Below are 23,832 nucleotides of genomic sequence, written 5' to 3'. Positions count from 1 at the left end.
CATGAACGCCACGAGTCCCTCTGAGTCCCAGTCCATAAGCACGCCCTCCGCCTGCCTGCCGGATGACGGCGACGACGTGCGCTTCTGCAGCGCATGCGCCTTCTCCGACGCCTGTCTTTCCGTCGGGTATGGCAAGCCCGAGCTCTCCCAGCTGCACTGTCTGGTGGAACACGTGGGGCCCGTGCGGGCAGGTGCCTATGCGTTTCGCATGGGCGATCCGTTTCGTGCCATCTATGCCGTGCGATCGGGCATGGTGAAGACCCTGGTGATCGATGCGGACGGCCGCGAGCAGGTGCTCGGCTTTCATCTGCCCGGCGAGGTGGTCGGCCTCAACGGCATCTACCCGGATCGCTTTCCCTGTGATGCGGTGGCACTGGAGTCGACCCAGTTCTGCCGGTTCTCCTTTCCTGCCATGAGTGCGCTGGCCACGCGCCTGCCGGCCTTGCAGCAGCACCTGTTCCGCCTGCTCAGCAAGGAGCTGGGCGCCACGGCGCAACTGGCGGCGGACCTGTCGGCGGACGAACGCGTCGCCGCCTTCCTGCTCGATCTTGGCGACCGTTACGCCTCCCGTGGATTTTCGGGTTCGCAATTTCGCCTGAGCATGCCGCGGGGCGACATCGCCAACTATCTGCGGTTGGCGCCGGAAACCGTCAGCCGGGTACTGGGTCGCCTGCGCAGCCAGGGTGCCATCGATATCGATGGCCGCATGGTTGCGTTGCGCGATCGCGCTGCGTTGCACGCGCTGGCAAAGGGCGCCATGTCCGACGGATCGTGGCGCATTGACGCAGCGGGCGCCTGTCGTCACCGGAACTGACTTCGGTCAAACCCGAAACAAAAGCGTTCCCTACGCTGGCGTGGCAACTACAGGGAGAGTTACATGTCACGCCTGATACCCATCCTGCTTTTGTCGGCGAGCCTGCTGCCCGCCCATCTCATGGCCACTGGCGCCAAAGGTGCTGCCACGGCACCGGCCGCGAGCACCGCCACGCCCGGGGATTTTGGTCCACCCCAGGGCCAGCCCATCCGCGCCGTGCTTGGCATTCCGCCGAACGTGCCACCGCCGATCCATCGCAACACGCCCGCCAAGGTCATCGTGGAGCTGGAGGTGGTGGAGAAGGACATGCCGATCTCCGAGGGCGTGACCTACACCTACTGGACGTTCGGCGGCACCGTGCCCGGCAGCTTTATCCGCGTGCGGCAGGGCGACACGGTGGAGTTCCACCTGAAGAACGCGCCTGACAACAAGATGCCGCACAACATCGACCTGCACGGTGTCACCGGCCCGGGTGGCGGCGCGGCATCCAGTTTTACGGCGCCGGGGCATGAATCGCAGTTCACCTTCAAGGCGCTCAACGCGGGCCTCTACGTCTATCACTGCGCCACGGCGCCGGTGGGCATGCACGTGGCCAACGGCATGTACGGCCTGATCCTGATCGAGCCGCCGGAGGGCTTGGCGAAGGTGGACCACGAGTACTACGTGATGCAGGGCGATTTCTACACCACAGGCAAGTACCGCGAGAAAGGCCACCAGCCGTTCGACATGGATGCGGCCATCGCCGAGCGTCCGACCTATGTGCTGTTCAACGGACGCGAGGGCGCGCTGACCGGCGACCATGCCCTGAATGCCAAGGTCGGCGAAACGGTTCGACTGTTCGTGGGCAACGGCGGTCCGAACCTGGTGTCGAGTTTCCACGTCATCGGCGAGATCTTCGACAAGGTGTACTACGAGGGCGGCACGCACGCGCAGGAAAACGTGCAGACCACGCTGATTCCCGCCGGTGGCGCGATGATGGCCGAGTTCCGCGTGGACGTGCCGGGCACCTACGTGCTGGTGGATCACTCCATCTTCCGCGCGTTCAACAAGGGCGCGCTTGGCATGCTCAAGGTCGACGGGCCGGAGAACAAGGCGATTTATTCCGGCAAGGAAGTGGACTCGGTCTACCTAGGCGATCGCGCCGGCGACAACCTGCATGCCGTCACCGTGGCGGCCAAGGCCAATGCAAGCGGCACCCTGAGCAAGGAAGACCAGATCAAGGCGGGCCAGCAGTTGTTCGTCGGCACCTGCTCGGTCTGCCACCAGGGCAGCGGTGAGGGCATGCCCGGCGTCTTTCCGCCGCTGGCCAAGTCCGACTATCTGGCCAAGCTGGCGAAGGAAAAGCTGATTTCCATACCCCTGCATGGGCTGACCGGTGCAGTTACCGTCAACGGCAAGGACTACAACTCGGTGATGCCCCCCATGTCGCAGCTCACGGATGACGAGGTGGCCAACATACTCACCTACGTGCTCAACAGCTGGGGCAACCCTGGCGGGCAGGTGAGCAAGGAGGAGGTGGGCAAGGTGCGCGCCCAGCCGGCTGGCGGTGGGGACGGTCACTGAGGCCTTCGCCATGCGCGGTGCGGCTCTCCTTGCCGGCATGCTTTGCTGCCTCGGCGCAGTGGCAGCGGACTATGTGCCGCTGCCCGGGGCGGTGTTCAACAGCGTCCTGCCGGCGGACGGCCAAAGCGCACCGGCAAGCATTGCGCCATTCGCCATGCGGGTGGAGCCGGTGACGAATGCCGAGTACCTGGCCTTCGTGCAGGTGCATCCGGAGTGGCGCAAGGGCAGCGCTCCCACGGTGCTGGCGGACGGTGCTTATCTCTCGCACTGGGAGGGTGCGTCGACCTTGGGCCCGAAGGCGGGGCCCGGTCAACCCGTAACACAGGTGAGCTGGTTCGCCGCCCGTGCCTACTGCGAGAGTGAACAGGCCCGCCTGCCCACCTGGTACGAATGGGAATACGCCGCAGCCGCCGATGCCCATCGTGCGGATGCCCGCGCCGATCCGGCGTGGCGCGAACGCGTGCTCGCCTGGTATGGACGCCCATCCACGGTATCGCTGGCAAGCGTCGGCGGCGAAGCGAACGTCTACGGCGTGCGTGACCTGCATGGGCTTGTATGGGAATGGGTGGACGACTTCAATGCCCTGCTGGTGAGCGCGGACAGCCGTGACCAGAACAGCGCGGACACGATGAAGTTCTGTGGCGCCGGCGCACTCACCATGCAGCAGAAGGAAAACTACGCGACGCTGATGCGGGTGGCGATGCTGTCCGCACTGAAGGCGTCGGATACCACGCGGAACATGGGTTTCCGTTGTGTCCGCCCACGTTGAGGAATGATCATGAAACGGCTGCTTTTCTTGCTCCTCCTGTTCCTTGTGACGGGAATCGCCTGGGGCGGCACGGCGCTTCCGGGCGACTCGGTCTACCAGTTCCAGGCCGGGCTGGTCGATCAGGATGGGCATGACTGGCGATGGGCGGACCGACGCGGGCACGTGCAGATCGTCTCGATGTTCTATACCTCATGCACGATGGTCTGCCCGATGATCGTCGACACCATGAAGCTCACGGCGCAGGCCGTGGATGCGAAGGAGCGGCCCAGGCTCGATCTGCTGCTGGTGAGTTTCGACCCGGCCAGGGATACGCCAGGCGTGCTGCATGACTATGCTGCGCGCCGCAAGCTGCCGACGCCGCCGTGGACGTTCGCACGGGCCAGCCGTGACACCGACACCCGGCAGATCGCGGCACTGCTTGGCCTGCAGTATCGCCAGTTGCCGGATGGAGATTTCAATCATTCCAGCGAACTGGTGCTGCTGGATGCGGAGGGGCGCGTGGTGGCCCGGACCAGCGAGATCGGCCGCGTGGACCCCGGCTTTGTCGCGGCCGTGAACCGGGCGCTTGGCGTTCCGTAGCCGGGCGCATGCCTGCGCCACGAGGCCGCTCGACGTGGCGTCTTCGTGCTTTTGGGGGGGACAGATTGTCACAAGGAACGCGCGCACCCCCGCGCGATTGATGGTGATCAGGATGGCACGGGCGACATCTGCCGAGACTGCGACCAGGGGTATCGCAGCCATTCGACAGGAGTCGTCCATGAAGTGCATCGGGTTTTTCCAACGCTGCTTCGCCATGAGTGCGTGGCTGGGGATGTCCGCCGCCGCGTTTGCCCAGTCGGGCGATCCGCCGGATAGCGGGGTGCAACTGGAATGGAACGCGCGACTGCGTCATGAGCAGGTGGATGCCGCGGCCTATGCACCGCATGCCTATGCCGACACCTTGCGGCTGCGCCTCGGCATACGCAGCCAGGTGGGTCATGGCTGGAGCTATGGCATCGAGGGAGCCGGCACGGCCAGCGCGGAGGATCACTACAACAGCGGAGCCAACGGGCAGGTGAGGTATCCATCCATCACCGACCCCAGTGGTGCCGAACTCAATCAGGCCTGGCTGGCTTGGCAGGGCGGGACGCTCGGCGCCAAGGTCGGGCGGCAGGAAGTGGTGTTGGACAACCAGCGCTGGGTTGGCAACGTCGCCTGGCGCCAGTTCGAGCAAACCTTCGACGCCGTGGCCTTGAGCTGGAAGCCTTCGGCAGCATGGTGGTTGCAATACGACTGGCTCGAACGGGTGAACCGCGTAGCCGGTCCGGAGGCACTCAATCCGCTGGCGCGTCATCGCGACTTGAACACGCATCTTCTGCACGCGGCCTGGAGCCAGGGGCGGCAGCAGGTGACGGGCTATGGCTACCTGCACAAGGACAAGGACGTCGCTACGGCTTCCACGGCGACGTACGGTGTCCGGTGGACCGGCAAGACACCCGCCGATGGCGGCTTCGGCTGGAGCGTGGAAGGCGCGCACCAGGTCGGCTATGCCAACAATCCCCTGTCGTTTGCCCACGATTACTGGCTGGTGGAGCCCTCATGGACGCAGTGGGGCGTCACCGGCAAGCTGGGGTGGGAGTTTCTTGGCGGCGATGGCCGCACGGCGCTGCAAACCCCGCTGGCCAGCCTGCACGCATTCAATGGCTGGGATGATCAGTTCGCGGTAACGCCAGCGGGCGGCCTGCAGGACTACTACCTGACCCTCAACGGTCCGTTGGGGCGTACCGGCGCGGGGCGCAGGTTCGCCTGGACGGTGGCCTATCACGAGTTCCACGCGGACCGAGGGAACGCACGCTATGGCAGCGAATGGGATGCCTCGCTGAGCTACACCGTGATGCCGGGCCTGCAGGCCTTGCTGAAGGCGGCGGATTATCGCGCCGACCGGTTCGGCCACGACGACACCAAGCTCTGGCTGCAATTGGAGTGGATCGGCAAGCAATCGCTATAAGTCATGGCGCGGACGCGACGGCCATCGTGTTGGCAGGGCCTCTCATGGTCTACTTAAGGACCCCATCCAACGAGGTGTCCCATGTCCCAAGTCACGCTGAAAGGCAATCCGGTCCAGGTCGACGGCCATTTCCCTGCCAAGGGCGAAGCGGCCCCCGCGTTCGCGCTGGTCGGCAAGGACCTGGCCGACGTCACGCTCGCCAGCTTCGATGGCAAGCGCAAGGTGCTGAATATTTTCCCAAGCATCGATACGCCGACCTGCGCCACCTCGGTGCGCCGCTTCAACGAGAAGGCGAGTCAGCTCGACAACGCCGTGGTGCTGTGCATTTCCGCCGACCTGCCGTTCGCGCAGGCGCGCTTCTGCGGCGCCGAGGGGCTGAGCAACGTCGTCACGCTTTCCACGCTGCGCGGCCACGATTTCCTGAAGAACTATGGCGTGGCGATCGCCTCGGGCCCGCTGTCGGGCCTGGCCGCGCGTGCGGTGGTGGTGCTGGATGCCCAGAACAAGGTCGTGCATAGCGAGATGGTGGGTGAGATCGCCCACGAGCCGAACTACGACGCGGCGCTGGCTGCGCTGGGCTGAGCCTGGCGAATCTGCGTGAAAAAGGCCGGGATCTTCCCGGCCTTTTTTCATGCATCGCGGGAGTGAGCGTTCAGGGTGCCAGCGTCAGCGTGCCCTTCATCAGCGCGGCATGGCCCGGGAAGGTGCAGAAATAGGCATAGGTTTCGCCTGCCTTGAGCTTGGTCACCGGGAAGGTGACGCTGTCGGACTCGCCGCCGCCGATGAGCTTGGTGTGGGCGATGACGCGCGTGTCATTGGGCTTGATGTAGTTCTGGTCCGCGCCGGCTTTCATGCCGTCCGCGATGATGGCCGGCTCGTCGGCCGCCGTGCCCAGCACCCAGTTGTGGCCCATGGAGGCCTTGGGCAGCTTGCCCGTGTGCTTCAGCGTCACCGTGAACTGCTTGCAGGTCTTGGGCACGGTGATGCTTTTCTGGTCGTACTGCATGGCGTCGTTGCCATCGATGGTGGCGGCGCAATCGGCGGCCCACAGGGGCGTGGCGGACAGGCCGAGCAGGGCGAGGGCCAGGACTTGGCGGATCATCGGGTATCTCCGGAGCGGGGTGGGAAAGCCCGAACGATTGCGCCGTGCCCCCGCTGGCGCGCTGACCTGGATCAGATCGGCGACTCCACATGCGCCGATGCGACCGTGTGCCGCGCAGGGGGGGGGCGGAAAAACAAAAGCCGGGCAGTGCCCGGCTTTTGTCGTTACATCAGTAGCGAGTGGCTTACTTGGCCGCCATCATCGCGACAGTCATGTCGAGCATGCGGTTGGAGAAGCCCCACTCGTTGTCGTACCACGACAGCACCTTCACCAGCGTGCCTTCCATGACGCGCGTCTGCGTGGCGTCATAGGTGGACGAGGCCGGGTTGTGGTTGAAGTCGATCGACACCAGCGGCTGGGTGTTGACGGCCAGGATGCCCTTCAGCGGGCCGTTGGCGGCTTCGCTGATGATCTGGTCGATCTCTTCCTTGGTGGTCGGACGTGCGGCGTCGAACACAAGGTCCACGACCGACACGTTGATGGTCGGCACGCGCATGGCGAAACCGTCCAGCTTGCCGTTGAGTTCCGGCAGCACCAGGCCCACCGCGGCGGCGGCGCCGGTCTTGGTCGGGATCTGCGAGTGCGTGGCCGAGCGGGCGCGACGCAGGTCGGAGTGGTAGACGTCCGTCAGCACCTGGTCGTTGGTGTAGGCGTGGATGGTCGTCATCAGGCCGCGCTGGATGCCGATCTTCTCGTGCAGCACCTTGGCCAGCGGAGCGAGGCAGTTGGTGGTGCAGGAGGCGTTGGAGATCACTTCCAGCTTGGAGGTGAGCTTGTCGTCGTTGACGCCGATGACGAAGGTGCCGTCCACGTCCTTGTCGCCCGGGGCGGAGATGATCACCTTCTTGGCGCCGGCGGCGATGTGCGCGCTGGCCTTGGCCTTGGAGGTGAACAGGCCGGTGCATTCCAGCACCACGTCGACGCCCAGGGCGCCCCACGGCAGCTTCGACGGATCGCGCTCGGCGCAGACCTTGATGCGGTCGCCGTTGACGATCAGATCGCCGCCGTCCACGGACACGGTGCCCGGGAACTTGCCGTGCGCGGTGTCGTACTGAGTCAGGTGCGCATTGGTCTCGGCATTGCCGAGGTCATTGATCGCAACGATCTGGATCTCGTTGGTGCGACCGGCTTCGTACAGCGCGCGCAGAATGTTGCGGCCAATGCGACCGTAACCGTTGATGGCGACCTTAATTGCCATGGGACAGCGTCCTCCGGTGAGATGACGAAAATAGCGGCTGTGGGACCGCCGTAAAACCGTCATTTTAGCCTGAACCGGCCCTTGGCTCCCATCCGGTTGTTAATCACCCGGATAGGGCTGTTCAGCGGGCGCCGGAAGCGTTTGAATCGACTTTTCTTTCGGGCGCCCCGGCCCACCAGGAGATTGGCATGAGCGAGACAGAACAGAGCTTCGGGATCACCCTTGAGCAGGTGGCGGACTACGAGTTCCGCGTACGCTTCGACGACACCCCGATTCCCGACCTCATCACGGACGAAACCTTGCCGCTGGGCCACAACGCGGGGCCCAATCCCTCGCGGATGATGGCCACGGCCGTGGCCAACTGCCTCGCTGCCAGCCTGCTGTTTGCCCTGCGCAAGTACAAGAACGCGCCCGGCACGATGGGCGCGAAGGCGAAGCTCACGCTGACCCGCAACGAGCATGGCCGGCTGCGCATCACCCATATCGGCGTGGACCTGCAGCTGGCCGACAAGGCCGAAACGCTGGAACATCTCGACCGCGTGCTCGCCCAGTTCGAGGACTTCTGCATCGTCACGCAGAGCGTGCGCCAGGGCATCAAGGTGGATGTGAGCGTGCACGACGGGGAAGGCACGGCCTTGCCTGTACCCGGCGAGGGTTGATCCCACGCTTGCGAGAACCTGTCATGGGGCTGTGGCAGACTGGTCCGCTTTCCCGGACAAGAACCACCGCCCCATGTCATTCCTGCGCCGAACCGCCGTTGCCGCCGCTGTCCTCAGTGTTGTCCTGGCACCCGCCGCCCATGCCTGGGGCCCGCTTGGCCACAGCATCGTCGCGGACCTGGCGCAGCGCCACCTGAGCCCGGCGGCGGAAGCGCAGGTGGAGCGCCTGCTGGCGCCGGAACACACCAAGGCGCTGGCCGACATCGCCAGCTGGCCGGACGAGATCCGCAACGATCCGGCCAAGGATGCGCTGTGGAAGCAGACGCGCGCCTTGCACTATGTCGACTTCACCTCCGGCGACTGCAACTACGTGCCGCCGCGCGACTGCAAGGATGGACAGTGCGTGGTCGAAGGCATCGACCATTACGTGAAAGTCCTGGGCGACAAGAGCCAGCCCGATGCAGCGCGACTCGAAGCGCTGAAGTTCGTCGTCCATTTCATCGGCGACGAACACCAGCCGCTGCACGGCGGCTCCCGCGACGACAAGGGTGGCAACGCCTATCAGGTGCAGTTCCAGGACAAGGGCACCAACCTGCACAGTGTGTGGGATTCGGGCCTGCTCAAGACCCGCGGGCTGGACTACAAGGCCTATGCGGACCAGCTCGAGGCACGCGGCACGGTGACCTTACCCGCGCCGATTCCCCCGTTCGACAACGCCTACGCCCAGTGGGCCGAAGAGTCGTGCGCGATCTCGCGCGACATCTACCCGGATGGCCACAAGATCGACCAGGCCTATGTGGACAAGGAGCTGCCAGTGGCCGAACTGCGCCTGCGCGAGGCGGGACGCCGCCTCGCGGAGGTATTGAACATCACGCTCGCCAACGGTTGAGGCCTCCCCGCGGCGCGCACGTGATCAGTGTGCGCCGCTGTCGCTGATCGCCGCCGTGCGGGTCGCCGTGTCGCTGCCGGGGCCGATATGGCGCGCCAGGAAGTCCAGCAATTTCTGGTACGCCGCTTCTTGATGGGCGGGAACGAAGAAGCCGTGGCCCTCGAGTGGTTCGACCAGTGTCTCGTAGTGCTTGCCGTCCTTGTCCAGCGCGCGGGTGAACTCCTGGAAGTTCTTGTACGGCACGCGGCGATCGTCTTGGCCGTGAATCAGCAGCACATCGGCCTTGATCCGGTCGGCGCCGCCAAGCGGTGAGCGGTGCAGCAGATCGTCGCGGTCCGTGCCCAGCACGAGGTTGAGATAGGACGTGCCCATGTCGCTGCGTTGCGTGTCGCTGCTGTCCATCTGCACCCGCAGGTCATACACGCCCGCATAGCCCACGGCGCACTTGTACAGGTCGGGCTCGCGCACCGCGCCTTCCAGCGCAGCGTAGCCACCATAGCTGGCGCCGTAGATGCAGATGCGCTGTGCATCGGCATAGCCCTGATGAATGGCCCACTGGGTGGCGTCCGTCAGGTCGTCCTGCATGCCGAGGCCCCATTGGCGGTAGCCCATCTGCTGGAACTGGCCACCGTAACCACCCGAGCCGCGGTAGTTCACTTGCAGCACGGCATAGCCGCGGCTGGCCAGCATTTGTACTTCGTTGTTGAAACCCCATTCGTCGTGAATGCCGTGTGGGCCACCGTGGGGAAGTACAACCAGCGGATAAGGCTTGGGCCCGGCGGGCAGCGTCAGGAAGCCGTGCAGGTTCACGCCATCGCGTGCGGTCATGTCGACGGGATCCATCGGGCGCATCTTGCCGGTGTCGACCCAGGGGCGGGCGTGCACGAGCAGTTTGGCATTGCGCGTGTTCAGATCGAACAGATAGTAATCGCCGGGGTTCCGGTCGCTGCGCACGAAAACTACCGCGCGCTTGCCGTCGCGCGTGAAGTCGATCAGCTGGCTGAACTGGCCAGGGAAATTCTTTGCGATCGCCTGGCTCAACAGCGCTTCGTCGCTGTCGCTGCTGAAGTAGTGCAGCCCCGGTTTCCCGTCCTCGGTTTCCACGGCGTAGTAGTCCATCTTGTCGGCCGTCAGCAGCAATCTGCCCGGATCGGCGAACTCGCCCTGGTAAAGGCGGGTGCGTTGCCGGCTTTCCATGTCCATCAGCTCGATCGCATCGGGATGTCCTGCCTGCGATACGCGGACATAGAGCTTGCTGTTGTCCCGGTTGAAGCCGATGGGCCACACGTCGACGTGCGATGTCGATGTCTCGTTTGCCAGTTCCCATGGCGCATGGTTGTCCTTGCGCAGCCACAGGGTGGGGTGGGTGAATTTGTTTTCGGCCATGGCGACGCGCACTTGGCCGGCGTGGTCGGCAAGCAGTTCTGCGTTACGCGCGGGCGAGGTGCCGACCTGGACCGTCTTGCCATTGCGAACGTTGAGCCGATCGATCTCGGTTACGTTGCCGCCGCTGAAGGCGGTGTAGTCGTTGACCGCGATAAGGATCTCGTCCTGATTGACGTATCGGTGGCTGATGGGCGTTGCCCCGGCACGTCGGCCCTCGGACTTGATCAGCGAACCCTTGGCGCCGGCGCGCCAGCCGAACAGTTCGATCTGGTGGGTTCCGTCCGGGTCGATGGCAAACAGCTCCCCGGTAAGTACGGGCGTGTCCTCCCCGTTCATTCGCACGGCAAGGGTAGCGATCAGGCGGTCGTCGTCGGTCCAGAAATAGCCGTGGATGAGTGCTTCCCGGCCAGAGGGAATCGCCTTGAGCAGACGAGCCGTCTGGCCGTCGAGGATGGCAAGCACGTTTTCGTGCGGGTCGTCGGGCTTGGGCACGATGGCGGCGATGTACTTGCCGTCCGGCGACAGGGATACCTGCGAAAAGTCCGTCGGCCGGACGAAATCGCTGATCGGCGGCGAGCCGGACTGAGGTGAGGACGCGGGCGCCTGCTTTTCGGCGGCCGTGGTGGCGATGGGCAGGGACGAACACAGGACGACCGACGCGACGGCGAAGGCCGCGCTGAAACGACGTGACATAGATTTCCCCTTTCCTTGGATATGGATCCCCCGATCCATGGTCGCGATGCTACCGGTTTGATCGCGGAGTGACATCGACCGGGCCATGCTGGCCTGGGCCGCGACGCATCAACGCGTGTCTCGCATCGAAAATTGATGCATTGCGACAAGCTTCTGCAGCGCGCCTGGGCAGGTCCATGAAGGCGTCGGGTGCGAACATTTTGGCCAACGCGACGAGGCCTGCGAGTGGCTTCGTTTTCGAGGGCATACAACACCAGTGAATCCGTCCGGCATGGCTGGCAAAACAGACCAGTGATGTGTCACGAACGTTGATAACTTGGTCGAGCTGCCATACCAGTGCTGCAGGTGGTCCGCATGCCAGAAGCAGTCCACTTTCACGCCTGCGCCGGCCCGCGAAAAGACGTCCAAAACCCTCTGGCGCGATCCGTCAGTTCTGCTAGTTTGAAATAATGACTATCGACAATCCGCTGCGCCGCACAAAAATCGTTGCCACCCTCGGTCCCGCCACCGACGCGCCTGGCATGCTCGAAAAAATCATTGCCGAAGGCGTGGACGTGGTTCGCCTGAACCTCTCCCACGGCCAGCCGGATGATCACCGCGCCCGCGCCGTGGCCGTGCGCGACGTCGCGACGAAGCTTGGGCGCGAGGTCGGTATCCTCGCCGACCTGCAGGGTCCGAAGATCCGCGTCGAGCGTTTCGCCAACGGCCCGATCGAGCTGAAGGTGGGCGACAGCTTCGTGCTGGACTGCACCCCTGGTGCGCCGCTGGGCGACAACACCCGCGTGGGCGTGAGCTACTACGACCTGCCCAAGGACGTGTCGGCCGGCGACGTGCTGTTGCTGGACGATGGTCTCGTCGCCCTCACCGTCGAAGAGGTGGTGGGCCAGGAAATCCGCTGCACGGTGCTGATTGGCGGCAAGCTGTCCGATCGCAAGGGGCTCAATCGCCAGGGCGGTGGCCTCTCCGTGTCCGCGCTGTCGGACAAGGACAAGGCGGACATCAAGCTGGCGGCCGAGATCGGCTGCGACTTCCTCGCCGTGTCGTTCGTGCGTTCGGCCGCCGACATGAACGAGGCGCGCCGCCTGCTCGAAGAAGCCGGCGGCAAGGCGTCGCTGGTGGCCAAGATCGAGCGCGCGGACGCGATTCCGGTGCTCGGCGAAATCATTGATGCGTCCGATGTGGTGATGGTGGCGCGCGGCGACCTGGGCGTGGAAATCGGCGACGCCGAGCTGCCGGGCCTGCAGAAAAAGATCATTCGCGAATCCGTACAGCGCAATCGCGCCGTCATCACCGCCACGCAGATGCTGCAGTCGATGGTGCGCTCGCCCATCCCGACCCGCGCTGAGGTGATGGACGTGGCCAACGCCGTGATCGACGGCACCGACGCGGTCATGCTGTCGGAGGAATCCGCCGCTGGCGCCCATCCGGACAAGGCCGTGGCCGCGCTGCGCCGCATCTGCCTGGGCGCCGAGCGCCAGTTCGAACCGAAGGAAGACCCCGCCACGCAGGGCCACCATCTTGACCGCACCGACCAGGCCATCGCGCTGGCCGCCATGCTGCTGGCCAGCCAGCTGGGCGTGCGCGCCATCGTGGCCTTGACCGAGTCGGGCGCCACGGCGCAGTGGCTGTCGCGTTATCGCAGCGCGGTGCCGATCTATGCGCTTTCGCCGTTCGACGACGCCCGTCGCCGCATGTCCATCCTCCGCGATGTGACCGCCGTGAAGTTCGCCCACGTGTCGCAGACCACCGCCGGTTCCGCGCGCGACGCCGTGCGCCAGCTCTTCATTGAAGGGAAGCTGGTCGAAGGCGATCGCGTGGTGCTTACCCATGGCGACCATATCGGCCAGGGTGGCGGCACCAATACGCTCAAGCTGCTCTCGGTCGGGGCCGCGGGTGTCGTGGAGTGCCTGCGGGACCTCTGAGCAAGTCGCGTTGAGCCGCCATCGTCCGCCGATCCGGTGTGGGCCGGGTCGGCGGGCGATGGCGCTCCGTCGTGCGGCGCTTTCGGGCACGGATCGATGCTTCACGCCCGCATCGCCGGGCGCGAGGTACGGCTAGAATCGCCGCACCGTCCCCGATCAGGTACAGGAGGTTTTCCATGAACACGAAGTCACGTCGCATAACCCAGGCGCTGGCGCTGGCATTGGCCATGACGGGCGCGGCGCCCCTGCTGGCGCAGTCCCGTGAGCGCATGGTCGGGCCGGAGCAGATCCAGTCTTACTGGATCATGCTCAACACCAAGGTGGATGCGGATATTCCCAACAGCGGCCGCAACATGGACAAGCCCGGCTGCGTGGCCGTCAGCTACATGATCGGCTCGGACGGCATCCCCCAGAACGTCACCGTGCGCAAGGTGGTGCCGCAGAGCGACCTGGACGCCGTGGCCAAGAGCGTGGTGAGCAACTTCCGCTATGGCCCGGCGCTGAAGAACGGGACGCACGAGCCGGTCAACACCTATTTCATCGTGCCGTTCAACCTGCCGGCCGACCCGGCGCAGCGGCAGTCCATCATCAACGCCTGCAAGCTGCCGGGCTACGAGCAGGCCTGAGGCGCCGCCAGGCCTTCTGCCAGGCCGTTCAGGGACGCTCCGGACCCTGGGCGGCCGCTTGGCCTATAATCGCGGCTTTTCAGCCTCCGCCCTTTCCGGGGCGGCATCACCTTGTGCGGCCCACACCGCCTAAGTATCCGGAGTTGTCATGAGCATCGAAGATCTCGAAAGCGTTGCCCTCGCTATGGTCGCGCCCGGCAAGGGCATCATCGCCATCGATGAGTCGACCAACACCATCAAGAAGCGTTTCGAGGCCGTCGGCATCGACAACACCGAAGAGAACCGTCGCGCCTACCGTGAGCTGCTGCTCACCACGCCGGGCCTGAACGAGCACATCTCCGGCGCGATCCTGTATGACGAAACCATCCGTCAGTCGACCAAGGACGGCGTGCCGTTCACGACGCTGATGAAGAAGAACGGCATCATCCCGGGCATCAAGGTCGACAAGGGCCCCGTGCCGCTGGCCGGCTTCCCGGGCGACGTGGTGACCGAAGGCCTCGACGGCCTGCGCGAGCGTCTCGCCGAGTACGTGAAGCTGGGTGCCCAGTTCGCCAAGTGGCGCGCCGTGATCAACATTTCCGAGGACAACCCGTCCTCCACCGCCATCGAGGCCAACTGCCACGCGCTGGCCCGCTACGCCGCCCTGTGCCAGGAAGCCGGCTTGGTGCCGATGGTCGAGCCGGAAGTGATCATGGACGGCGACCACAGCATCGAAGTCAGCTACGAAGTGCATGAAGCCGTGCTGCGTAGCCTGTTCAACGCGCTGTACGAGCAGAACGTGATGCTGGAAGGCACCATCCTGAAGGTCAGCATGGTCATCCCGGGCAAGGAAGCGGACGAGCAGGCCGAGGTCGAGGAAGTCGCCGAAGCCACCGTGCGCGTGCTCAAGACCACCGTGCCGGCCACGCTTCCGGGCATCGTGTTCCTCTCCGGCGGCCAGACCGACGAGCAGTCCACCGCCCACCTCAACGCCATGAACCGCATGGGCCCGCACCCGTGGCCGCTGTCGTTCTCCTACGGCCGCGCCATGCAGCAGGCCGCGCTGAAGCTGTGGGCCAAGGACATGAAGGCGAACTACGCCGACGCCCAGAAGACCGTCTTCGCTCGCGCGAAGGACAACGGTCTCGCCGCGCTCGGCCAGTGGAACGCCAAGTAAGCGATACGCAGCTTTTCATCGCTGCAAAGAAAACGGGCGCCTCGCGGCGCCCGTTTTTGTTTCATGCCAACCGTTGGATCAGAAGCGGTATTCCGCGCTGACGCTGTACAGGTTGGTCGGCAGGTGGATGTTCTTGTCGCTCTGGCTGCCGTCGTAGTAGTCCCAGTTCAGACCCACGCTGATGTTCTTGTTGATGTTGTAGCCCGCGCCCAGACCAGCGTAGTAGCGGGTGCTGTTGAAGTTGACGTTCTGCGGGTTGGTCTTGTCGTCGGTCAGGCCCGAGCCCTTGGCGAAGAAAGCGCCGCCGCGGACTTCACCGTACCAGTTCGGGCTGAAGCTGTAGCGCAGGTTCAGGCCGGCGGTGGCGCCCTGCAGCTTGGACTGGCCGTTGTTGCCGTTGTAGTTGGCGTAATTCTGGGTGTACTGGCCACGTGCGTCGGCACGGCCCAGGTAGACATAACCCACTTCCGCGCCCACCGAGGTATCCGGGTTGATCGCGAAGCGGTAACCACCCTTCACGCCACCGGCGAAGCTGCCGTTGTCGTAGGGGCCCTTCTGCACCTGGCCGTAGCCGGCGTTGGCGCCGACGTACCAGCCCTGCTGGGCGTTGCCGGCATCCTGGGCGAAAGCGGCGGGAACGGCGGCGAAACCAGCGGTAGCCAGGGCGAGAGCAAGAATGGTGTTCTTCATGGGGTACTCCTCTTTGTCTTATTGGGCCAGTCCGCGGCGCCGGGGGTTCGGTGTGGCGCGGCTGGGCACCTCGTGCCGACGGTGCTGTTCCTTAGATGGGAGGAGGGGATGGAAGTTTCAATACCGGTTAGTACATTATTAAGGTTGAGTTAATTGTTGTGGCCAATCAAGGGCAGCGTCTCATCGGCGACAGGACATCGCGGGATCGGCGACAATACCGGTTTTTATGGCCGCCCCTGCCGGAGACCCCCTTAGATGACGACCCGTCGCGAACTCGCCAACGCCGTGCGCGCCCTTGCCATGGACGCCGTACAGCAGGCCAATTCCGGCCACCCGGGCATGCCCATGGGCATGGCGGACATCGCCGAGGTGCTGTGGAATGACTTCCTCCAGCACAACCCGACCAACCCGAAGTGGTTCAACCGCGACCGTTTTGTGCTCTCCAACGGCCACGGCTCGATGCTGCAGTACGCACTGCTGCACCTGACCGGCTATGACCTGCCGATGGAACAGCTCAAGCGTTTCCGCCAGCTGCACTCCAAGACCGCCGGCCATCCGGAAGCCAGCGAAACCCCGGGCGTGGAAACCACCACCGGCCCGCTGGGTCAGGGTCTGGCCAATGCCGTTGGCTTCGCGCTGGCAGAGAAGGTGCTGGCGGACCACTTCAACCGTCCGGGCTACGAGATCGTCAACCACCATACCTATGTGTTCCTGGGTGATGGCTGCCTGATGGAAGGTATCTCGCACGAAGTCGCTTCGCTCGCCGGCACGTGGAAGCTCGGCAAGCTGGTCGCTATCTACGACGACAACGGCATCTCCATCGACGGCGAAGTGCACGGCTGGTTCACCGACAACACGCCGGAACGTTTCGAGGCCTATGGCTGGAACGTGATCCGCGGCGTGGACGGCCATGACGCCGACGCCATCAAGAAGGCCATCAGCGCGGCTACCAGCCAGTCTGACAAGCCCACGCTGATCTGCGCGCGCACCATCATCGGCTTCGGCTCCCCGCACAAGCAGGGCAAGGAAGAAAGCCACGGCGCCGCGCTGGGCAAGGACGAAGTGGCCGCCACGCGCGACGCGCTGGACTGGCGCCACCCGGCGTTCGAGATCCCGGCCGAGATCTATGCCGGTTGGGACCACAAGAAGGCAGGCGCCGAGCGCGAGCAGAAGTGGCACGATACCGTCGCCAAGTATTCGGCGGCCTTCCCGGAACTGGCGGCCGAGTTCACCCGTCGCGTGTCCGGTGAACTGCCGTCCGACTGGGCCGAGAAGTCGCAGGCCTTCGTCGACAAGATGCAGGCGGACGCCCCGGACGTCGCCTCGCGCAAGGCCTCGCAGATGACCATCGAGGCTTTCGCGCCGCTGCTGCCGGAATTGATCGGCGGCTCGGCTGACCTGGCCGGCTCCAACCTCACCAAGTGGAAGGGCAGCGTCGACGCTGGCAACGGCCGCGACGCCAAGGGCAACTACCTCTATTACGGTGTGCGCGAGTTCGGCATGAGCGCCATCGCCAACGGCCTGGCGCTGCACGGCGGCTTCATTCCGTACGACGCCACGTTCCTGGTGTTCTCTGACTATGCGCGCAACGCCGTGCGCATGAGCGCGCTGATCCCGGCCCATGTAATCCACGTGTACACGCACGACTCGATCGGCCTGGGTGAAGACGGCCCGACCCATCAGCCGGTGGAACACCTCGCCTCGCTGCGCTACATCCCGAACAACCAGGTGTGGCGCCCGTGCGACGCGGCGGAATCGGCGATGTCGTGGAAGCTCGCCATCGAGCGCAAGGGCAACCCGGCCTGCCTGGTGTTCTCGCGCCAGAACCTCAAGCCGCAGCAGCGCACCGCGCAGCAGGTGGCTGACATCGCGCGTGGCGCCTACGTGCTATCCGATCCGCAGGACACCAAGTTCAAGGCCATCCTGATCGCCACCGGTTCGGAAGTGGAACTGGCGATGGAAGCCGCCCGCACGCTGGCGCAGCAGAACGTGCCGGTGCGCGTGGTGTCCATGCCGTGCACGGAAGTGTTCGATGCGCAGCCGCTGGAGTATCGTGAAGCGATCCTGCCGGGCTGGTGCCGCGCCCGCGTGGCGGTGGAGGCGGCTTCGTCCGACTTCTGGCGCAAGTACGTGGGCCTGGACGGCGACGTGGTCGGCATGACCACCTTCGGTGCCTCGGCACCGGCGCCGCAGTTGTTCGAGCACTTCGGTTTCACCGTGGCCCACGTGGTCGACGCCGTGAAGCGCGTGATCGGCTAAGCCATCACGAAGCCCGATGAGAAAAAGCCGCGGCATGCCGCGGCTTTTTCTTTGCGTACTGTTTCAAGTGGCAGGCGACGCCGATGGCCGTCGGCGCTAGGCTTGTGGCTTTGGACCACAGGCCTGACCCATGACGACCCATGCCCCTTTGCGCCGCGATCATGTGCGACAGATGGCCGCCTACAACCGGTGGATGAATGACAAGGTCTATGCCGCGGCGGCGAGCCTGCCGGCTACGGAAGTCATGGCGGATCGCGGTGCGTTCTTCAGTTCGATTCACGGGACGCTGAGCCACATTGCCGTGGCGGACATGATCTGGTTGCAGCGCTTTGCGGGACACCCTGCGGGCTATGTAGCGCTCGATCCCGTGCGGGGCCTGCCGATCCAGCGTGATCTGAGTGCGCGGCCGTTTGGTGATCTTGCCGCGCTGACCGAACACCGGCGTTTTCTCGACGGCGTGATCGAAGCCTGGGCAGACGCGGTATCAGAAGAAGACCTGGATCAGGTGCTGGCGTACGCGAATACTCGTGGGGAGGCGTTCCGCAAGCCGTATTTCTTCCTCGTCATGCATTTCTTCAATCACCAGACCCATCATCGCGGGCAGGTGACGACGTTGTTGGCGCAGGCGGGTGTGGATGTTGGGGCGACGGATCTGTCGGCATTGATCGCTGAAGCCTGATCTCGCGAGGCAACACGATTTCTGTGGGAGCGCACCCTGTGCGCGACGGCAGGGCCACGCCGACACCACATCGCGAGGCTGTCGCGCACAGGGTGCGCTCCCACAGGTGATGAGGTCAGGCGGCGAGCAGTTCGGCCAGATGTCCCGGATCACGCGCCAACGCATGCGCCCCGGCCTTTTCCAGCTCGGCGCGACTGCCGAAGCCCCACAGCACGCCGATGCCCCGCACGCGATTGGCGACAGCGCCGTCGATGTCGAAATGACGGTCGCCGATCATCACCGCCTGCTGCGGCTCGGCGCCGAAGTCTTCGAGCGCGGCGGCGATCATGGTTGCTTTCTCGCTGTGCGCGCTGGACGGGTGGGGACCGTACAGACGGCTGAACGCGGGGCCAAAGGGCAGGTGCTCGATGATCGGCCGCGCGTGTCGCTCCGGCTTGCTGGTGACCACGGCCAAGGTGTGGCCGGCCGCCTGCAGGCGGCCGATCATCGCCTCGATGCCCGGGTACACCGAGTGCTCCTGCCAGCCGATGGCATGGAAACGCTCGTGGTAGTGCTCCACGGCCAGCTCGATGCGGTCGTGGTCGTGATCCAGCAGCGGCGCGAAGCTGTGGCGCAGCGGCGGGCCGATCCAGTGGCGCAGCTCGGCCGGGTGTTCCACGCCCAGCTGCGTCAGTGCATGCCGGACGCAGCCCAGGATGCCGATCTCCGAATCGATCAGCGTGCCATCGAGGTCGAACAGGCAGAGCATTACTTGCCCGCGCGCGCCTTGAGGGCGGCCACGGCCGGCAGTTCCTTGCCTTCGAGGAATTCGAGGAAGGCGCCGCCGCCGGTGGAGATGTACGAGACGTTCTTCTCGATGCCGTACTTGTCCACCGCTGCGAGCGTGTCGCCACCACCGGCGATAGAGAAGGCCGGCGACTCGGCCACCGCGCGTGCCAGCGTCTCGGTGCCTTGGCCGAAGGCGTCGAATTCGAACACGCCCACCGGACCGTTCCACACGACGGTGCCGGCCTTGGCGATCATCTCGGCGTAGCGGCGCGCGGTCTCGGGGCCGATGTCCAGGATCATCTCGCCTTCCTTCACCTGATCTACCGGCTTCACGGTGGCGGGGGCGTGGGCGGAGAACTCCGGTGCGACGACCACGTCGACCGGCACCGGCACGTCGGCGTTGCGGCGCTTGGCGTCGGCCATGACCTTCTTGGCGGCCTGGATGAGGTCCGGCTCATACAGCGAGTTGCCGACCGGGTAACCCATGGCGGCGATGAAAGTGTTGGCGATGCCGCCGCCGACGATCAGCTGGTCCACCTTGCCGATCAGGTTCTCAAGCAGGGTGAGCTTGGTCGACACCTTGGAGCCGGCGACGATGGCCAGCAGCGGGCGGGCAGGGTGCTCCAGCGCCTTGCCCAGCGCGTCCAGTTCGGCCGATAGCAGCGGACCGGCGGCGGCGATCGGGGCGAACTTGATGACGCCGTGGGTGGAGGCCTGGGCGCGGTGCGCCGTGCCGAAGGCGTCCATGACGAACACGTCGCACAGGGCGGCGTATTTCTTCGACAGGGCTTCGTCGTCCTTGCCTTCGCCGACGTTCATGCGGCAGTTCTCGAGCACCACCACCTCGCCCTCGGCAACCTCGACACCGTCGAGGTAGTCGGCTACCAGGCGCACCGGCTGGCCCAGCTTGTCACCCAGCCACTTGGCGACCGGCGCCAGCGAGGATTCGGCGTCGAACTGGCCTTCCTTCGGGCGGCCCAGGTGCGACAGCACCATCACCTTGGCGCCGGCGTCGCGGGCGGCCTTGATGGTCGGCAGGGCGGCTTCCAGGCGCTGGGTGGAGGTGATGTGGCCGTTATCGATCGGCACGTTCAGGTCTTCGCGGATAAGCACGCGCTTGCCGCGCAGATCAAGATCGCTCATGCGGGTAACGGACACGGCGGAACTCCTAGCTGGGATTCGGGATGCGGACGCCCTGAGGCGCGAACCGCCTATTGTCCTGCCCGTTTCGCGGTGATGCAAACCGCATGACAGGTATCCTAGGCGCCCGGCATGTCGTCGAGAGGACAAGGGTATGGGGCAGGATCTGGTGTTGTACGGCTATTGGCGTTCCAGTGCGGCCTATCGGGTGCGCATCGCCCTGAACCTGAAGGGGCTGCCGTACGAGTCCAAGGCGGTACACCTGGTCAATCAGGGCGGCGAGCAGCACCTGCCGGACTTCCAGGCTCTCAACCCGCAGGAGCTGGTGCCCTGCCTGATCGACGACGGGCGGGTGTTCACCCAGTCCATGGCGATCATGGAGTACCTGGATGAAACCCATCCAGCGCCGCCGCTGCTCCCGGCCGATCCGGCCGGCAGGGCGCGGGTACGCGCGTTGTCGCAGGTGGTCGCCTGTGACGTGCATCCGCTCGGCAACCTGCGCGTGCTCCAGCACCTGACGTCGCAGTTCGGGGCGGATGACGCCGCCAAAGGCGTGTGGTCACGCCATTGGATCGGCCTGGGCCTGCAGTCGCTGGAAGCGATGCTGGCGGGCAATGTCGCCACGGGCCGGTTCTGTCACGGCGATGCGCCCAGCATGGCGGACGCCTGCCTGGTGCCGCAGGTCTACAACGCGGTGCGCTGGAAGTTGCCGATGGAGGACTTCCCGACCATCTGCCGCATCGTGGATGCCTGCCAGTCGCTGGAAGCTTTCCAGCGGGCCGTGCCGGAAGCGCAGCCGGATGCGCCTGCCACTCAGGGCTGACGGTGTGGCGCGGGGCGGCGATGCACGCCCCGCCGCCTGACGGCGGGCTTCAGAAGCCCAGACCGTAGGGGTCGTTGCCGACCAGCTCGGTGCTTTCCGGGTTGCCGCTGTCGGACAGGCGGATCTTGAGCGCCAGGCCATCGCGGGAGTCCGCCTTGTTGAGCGCTTCGTCCAGCTCGATGCGGCCTTCCTTGTACAGGCGGTACAGCGACTGGTCGAAGGTCTGCATGCCTTCCTGCAGGCTGCGGTCCATGGCTTCCTTGACGTCGTGCACCTGGCCGCGGCGGATCATGTCGCGGATCAGCGGCGTGTTGAGCAGCACTTCCGTCGCCGGCAGGCGGCGGCCGTCCTTGCCCACCACCAGGCGCTGGCTGATCACCGCGCGCAGGTTGAGCGCGAGGTTCATCAGCACGTTCTTGTGCGCCGATTCCGGGAAGAAGTTGAGGATGCGCTCCAGCGTCTGGTCGGCGTTGTTCGAGTGCAGGGTGGCAAGGCAGAGATGGCCGGTTTCGGAGAACGAAATGGCCGCTTCCATGGTGTCGGTGTCGCGGATTTCGCCGATCATGATCACGTCCGGCGCTTCGCGCATCGCGTTGCGCAGGGCCTCGTGATAGCTGTGCGTATCCAGGCCGACTTCGCGCTGGTTGACGATCGACCGCTTGTGGCGGTGCAGGTACTCGATCGGGTCCTCGATGGTGAGGATGTGGCCCGAGGAGTTCTGGTTGCGGTGGTCGAGCATCGCGGCCAGGGTGGTCGACTTGCCCGAACCGGTGGCGCCGACCACCAGAATCAGGCCGCGCGGCTCCATGATCAGCTCACGGAAGATGCTCGGCAGCTGCAGCTGGTCGATGCTGGGGATCTCGCTCTTGATGGCACGGATGACCATGCCCACTTCGCCGCGCTGCTTGAACACGTTGATGCGGAAACGGCCGGCTTCCTTCACCGCCAGCGCCATGTTCAGTTCCAGGTCGCGCTCGAACTGGGGAACCTGGCCTTCGTCCATCAGCGAGTAAGCGATTTTCTTCACCATGCCGCTGGGAAGGCCGGTATTGCCCAGCGGGTAAAGCTTGCCCTCGACCTTAATGTTCACAGGGGCGCCCGTCGTCAGGAACATATCCGACGCGCCCTTGTCAACCATTAGCTTGAGGAAATAACCGATATCCACTCGAATCCCCTGTTCGTACGCATTGCTAAAAGCGATTATGCCCGCCCACAATACGCTGCGACACTCCGAGAGGACTGAGTGATGGTGCACATCTTTTCCCCGTCGACAGGGCAACTTAAGGTTGCCAGGCTGGCGGTTTCGACCCTGACGCTGGCCATGACGCTGGCGCTTGCCGGCTGCGCCTCCACGCCGCCGCCGGACGGGGCCATGAATCAGGCGCAAATGCAGCTGCAGGCGGCACGGGACGTCGACGCCTCCGCGTACGACCCGATTGACCTGGGCAACGCCCAGAGCAAGTTCCAGCAGGCCCAGAACGCCATGGCCAAGCGTGATTACGACGTGGCGGCCCAGCTGGCGGACGAATCCCGTGCCGACGCCGAGCTGGCGCGTGCCAAGTCCCGGCTGGCTGCCGCCCGCGCCCAGATCCAGAGCAAGACCTCGACCAACCAGCAGCTGCGCGACCAGATCGAGCAGTCGCTGTCCGAGCAGCAACAGCAGAACCAGAGCCAGGCCGCCGGCCTGCCGCCACAGCAGCAGACCCAGGACATGCCGGCCCCGACCAGCTCGCAGCTGGGCGAACCGATCCAGCAGGGCCAGGGCTTCCAGACCTACCCGCAGAACCCCAACCCCGACCAGCCGGCTCCTCCGTCGAGCACTGACCAAGGAGGCCACCTGTGAAATCCCTGACCTTCCGTCTGTCGACGGTGCTGGTGGCGCTTGCCGCCGCAGGCGCCGCCCATGCGTCCAAGGAAGACATGGACGTGGCTCGCCTCAACAGCAGCCTCAGCCAGCTTTCCAGCGACCCGGCCCTTGGCATGTACGCGCAGGCCGAGCAGGCGCGCGCGCATGACGCGGTGAACCAGCTCGCCCAGGCCCGTTCGCGCGACCGCACCCACGCCCTGTACATCGCCGAGCGCCGCGTGGACCTGGCCCGTGCCACCGCCCAGCTGCAGGACGCCCAGCAGCAGATCGCCAAGCTGGACCGCGAACACGACCAGATCCAGCTCGACGGCAGCCGCCGCGAGACGGAAATGGCTCGCCGCGAGCTGGAACGCCAACGCATGCAGTACCAGGCCGCGCAGGAAGAGTCTGCCCGCCAGATGGCCGCCGGCGCCGAAGCCACCGCCCAGGCGCAGGCCCAGGCAGAGCAGGCCAAGAAGCTCGCCGCGGCCCAGGCCAAGGTGGCCAACGCCGCCAAGAAGCAGGCTGACCTGGCCGCCCAGGCTGCCCGCGCGATGCGCCAGCAGATGCAGGGTGACAGCTCGTCGAGCAGCAAGGACCAGGGCAAGTAATCGCCCTTCCGAGGGTCGATGCCGAGAGGCCGACGGGGCTGCCGTCGGCCTTTTGTCTGTCTGCCCCGGCATGAGACGGCGTGGCCTGCCGCCCGGTCCATGCAGATTTCGTCGTGCAAAGGTGGGTGCCGCGCAAAATACTGTTCTGGCAGTATTTTTTCGGAAAGTTCCGTAACGCCGGAACCCGGTTATGACGCTTGCATGACTCCGGGACGGGGAGTAGGGTCAACTTCCCAAGGGGCATATCGCACC

23 protein-coding genes are annotated in these 23,832 nt (G+C 65.2%); 16 read left to right on the top strand and 7 right to left on the bottom strand.

The window, feature by feature from the left end; genetic code table 11:
• The first annotated feature begins 1 nt into the window (after position 1).
• The 6 genes from HY57_RS19815 (at position 2) to tpx (ending at position 5,715) form a co-directional block, all read left to right on the top strand.
• On the top strand, positions 2-814 hold the full coding sequence (locus HY57_RS19815; RefSeq protein WP_050997985.1) for a helix-turn-helix domain-containing protein: 813 nt from the start codon (positions 2-4) through the stop codon (positions 812-814).
• A gap of 63 nt (positions 815-877) precedes the next feature.
• Positions 878-2,377, top strand: a complete 1,500-nt coding sequence (nirK, locus tag HY57_RS19810) for a copper-containing nitrite reductase (protein WP_019467040.1) — start codon at positions 878-880, stop codon at positions 2,375-2,377.
• 10 nt (positions 2,378-2,387) lie between these two features.
• Positions 2,388-3,146, top strand: a complete 759-nt coding sequence (locus HY57_RS19805) for a formylglycine-generating enzyme family protein (protein WP_026034227.1) — start codon at positions 2,388-2,390, stop codon at positions 3,144-3,146.
• Between the two features lie 9 nt (positions 3,147-3,155).
• On the top strand, positions 3,156-3,725 hold the full coding sequence (locus HY57_RS19800; RefSeq protein WP_019467042.1) for an SCO family protein: 570 nt from the start codon (positions 3,156-3,158) through the stop codon (positions 3,723-3,725).
• A 178-nt stretch (positions 3,726-3,903) separates the two neighbouring features.
• The gene (locus HY57_RS19795) at positions 3,904-5,133 is read left to right on the top strand and encodes an alginate export family protein (RefSeq protein WP_019467043.1); all 1,230 of its coding nucleotides are present in this window, start codon (positions 3,904-3,906) and stop codon (positions 5,131-5,133) included.
• Between the two features lie 81 nt (positions 5,134-5,214).
• Positions 5,215-5,715, top strand: coding sequence for a thiol peroxidase (tpx, locus tag HY57_RS19790; protein ID WP_019467044.1), 501 nt, complete (start codon positions 5,215-5,217; stop codon positions 5,713-5,715).
• A gap of 70 nt (positions 5,716-5,785) precedes the next feature.
• On the opposite strand, the gene azu is transcribed toward tpx, so the two are convergent.
• Complete coding sequence (azu, locus tag HY57_RS19785; RefSeq protein WP_019467045.1) at positions 5,786-6,235, bottom strand: azurin; 450 nt, start codon at positions 6,233-6,235, stop codon at positions 5,786-5,788.
• Between the two features lie 184 nt (positions 6,236-6,419).
• Positions 6,420-7,433, bottom strand: coding sequence for a type I glyceraldehyde-3-phosphate dehydrogenase (gap, locus tag HY57_RS19780; protein WP_019467046.1), 1,014 nt, complete (start codon positions 7,431-7,433; stop codon positions 6,420-6,422).
• A 188-nt stretch (positions 7,434-7,621) separates the two neighbouring features.
• Here gap and HY57_RS19775 point away from each other — a divergent pair, with 188 nt between their 5' ends.
• Positions 7,622-8,092: an OsmC family protein gene (locus HY57_RS19775; protein WP_019467047.1), complete on the top strand. Its 471-nt coding sequence runs from the start codon at positions 7,622-7,624 to the stop codon at positions 8,090-8,092.
• Positions 8,093-8,165: 73 nt separating this feature from the next.
• A complete protein-coding gene (locus HY57_RS19770; RefSeq protein ID WP_019467048.1) occupies positions 8,166-8,981 on the top strand; it encodes a S1/P1 nuclease in 816 nt (271 codons plus the stop codon).
• 24 nt (positions 8,982-9,005) lie between these two features.
• Here the strand turns inward: HY57_RS19770 and HY57_RS19765 are convergent, their stop codons facing one another.
• Positions 9,006-11,060, bottom strand: coding sequence for an alpha/beta hydrolase family protein (locus tag HY57_RS19765; protein ID WP_019467049.1), 2,055 nt, complete (start codon positions 11,058-11,060; stop codon positions 9,006-9,008).
• A 449-nt stretch (positions 11,061-11,509) separates the two neighbouring features.
• On the opposite strand from HY57_RS19765, the gene pyk reads away from it, so the two are divergent.
• The 3 genes from pyk to HY57_RS19750 all read left to right on the top strand — a co-directional run bounded on the left by pyk (position 11,510) and on the right by HY57_RS19750 (position 14,764).
• Positions 11,510-12,982: a pyruvate kinase gene (pyk, locus tag HY57_RS19760; protein ID WP_019467050.1), complete on the top strand. Its 1,473-nt coding sequence runs from the start codon at positions 11,510-11,512 to the stop codon at positions 12,980-12,982.
• A 176-nt stretch (positions 12,983-13,158) separates the two neighbouring features.
• Positions 13,159-13,608, top strand: a complete 450-nt coding sequence (locus tag HY57_RS19755) for an energy transducer TonB (RefSeq protein ID WP_019467051.1) — start codon at positions 13,159-13,161, stop codon at positions 13,606-13,608.
• Between the two features lie 148 nt (positions 13,609-13,756).
• Complete coding sequence (locus tag HY57_RS19750; protein WP_019467052.1) at positions 13,757-14,764, top strand: class I fructose-bisphosphate aldolase; 1,008 nt, start codon at positions 13,757-13,759, stop codon at positions 14,762-14,764.
• A gap of 78 nt (positions 14,765-14,842) precedes the next feature.
• Here the strand turns inward: HY57_RS19750 and HY57_RS19745 are convergent, their stop codons facing one another.
• Positions 14,843-15,454, bottom strand: coding sequence for an outer membrane beta-barrel protein (locus HY57_RS19745; RefSeq protein ID WP_019467053.1), 612 nt, complete (start codon positions 15,452-15,454; stop codon positions 14,843-14,845).
• Positions 15,455-15,709: 255 nt separating this feature from the next.
• Between HY57_RS19745 and tkt the strand changes: the two genes are divergently transcribed.
• Positions 15,710-17,713: a transketolase gene (gene tkt, locus HY57_RS19740; RefSeq protein ID WP_019467054.1), complete on the top strand. Its 2,004-nt coding sequence runs from the start codon at positions 15,710-15,712 to the stop codon at positions 17,711-17,713.
• Positions 17,714-17,843: 130 nt separating this feature from the next.
• Entirely contained in the window at positions 17,844-18,392 is a 549-nt protein-coding gene (locus tag HY57_RS19735) for a DinB family protein (RefSeq protein WP_019467055.1), read from the top strand.
• Between the two features lie 115 nt (positions 18,393-18,507).
• On the opposite strand, the gene HY57_RS19730 is transcribed toward HY57_RS19735, so the two are convergent.
• Both HY57_RS19730 and HY57_RS19725 read right to left on the bottom strand, forming a co-directional pair.
• A complete protein-coding gene (locus HY57_RS19730; RefSeq protein ID WP_019467056.1) occupies positions 18,508-19,140 on the bottom strand; it encodes an HAD hydrolase-like protein in 633 nt (210 codons plus the stop codon).
• The gene (locus HY57_RS19725) at positions 19,140-20,318 is read right to left on the bottom strand and encodes a phosphoglycerate kinase (protein WP_026034229.1); all 1,179 of its coding nucleotides are present in this window, start codon (positions 20,316-20,318) and stop codon (positions 19,140-19,142) included. The genes HY57_RS19730 and HY57_RS19725 overlap by 1 nt, the downstream gene beginning before the upstream one ends.
• A gap of 136 nt (positions 20,319-20,454) precedes the next feature.
• On the opposite strand from HY57_RS19725, the gene maiA reads away from it, so the two are divergent.
• Complete coding sequence (maiA, locus tag HY57_RS19720) at positions 20,455-21,123, top strand: maleylacetoacetate isomerase (RefSeq protein ID WP_019467058.1); 669 nt, start codon at positions 20,455-20,457, stop codon at positions 21,121-21,123.
• A gap of 49 nt (positions 21,124-21,172) precedes the next feature.
• On the opposite strand, the gene HY57_RS19715 is transcribed toward maiA, so the two are convergent.
• Positions 21,173-22,288, bottom strand: a complete 1,116-nt coding sequence (locus HY57_RS19715) for a PilT/PilU family type 4a pilus ATPase (RefSeq protein WP_026034230.1) — start codon at positions 22,286-22,288, stop codon at positions 21,173-21,175.
• 207 nt (positions 22,289-22,495) lie between these two features.
• Between HY57_RS19715 and HY57_RS19710 the strand changes: the two genes are divergently transcribed.
• Entirely contained in the window at positions 22,496-22,966 is a 471-nt protein-coding gene (locus HY57_RS19710; protein WP_235186592.1) for a DUF4398 domain-containing protein, read from the top strand.
• Positions 22,963-23,580 (top strand): DUF4398 domain-containing protein, encoded by a 618-nt coding sequence (locus tag HY57_RS19705; protein WP_019467061.1) that lies wholly within the window; start codon positions 22,963-22,965, stop codon positions 23,578-23,580. The genes HY57_RS19710 and HY57_RS19705 overlap by 4 nt, the downstream gene beginning before the upstream one ends.
• The last annotated feature ends 252 nt before the right edge of the window (positions 23,581-23,832 follow it).

It is taken from the genome of Dyella japonica A8 (genome assembly GCF_000725385.1).
Lineage (GTDB): Bacteria > Pseudomonadota > Gammaproteobacteria > Xanthomonadales > Rhodanobacteraceae > Dyella > Dyella japonica_C.
Note: the sequence above shows the minus strand (reverse complement) of the source record. Positions and strands in the feature narration are given on the sequence as shown.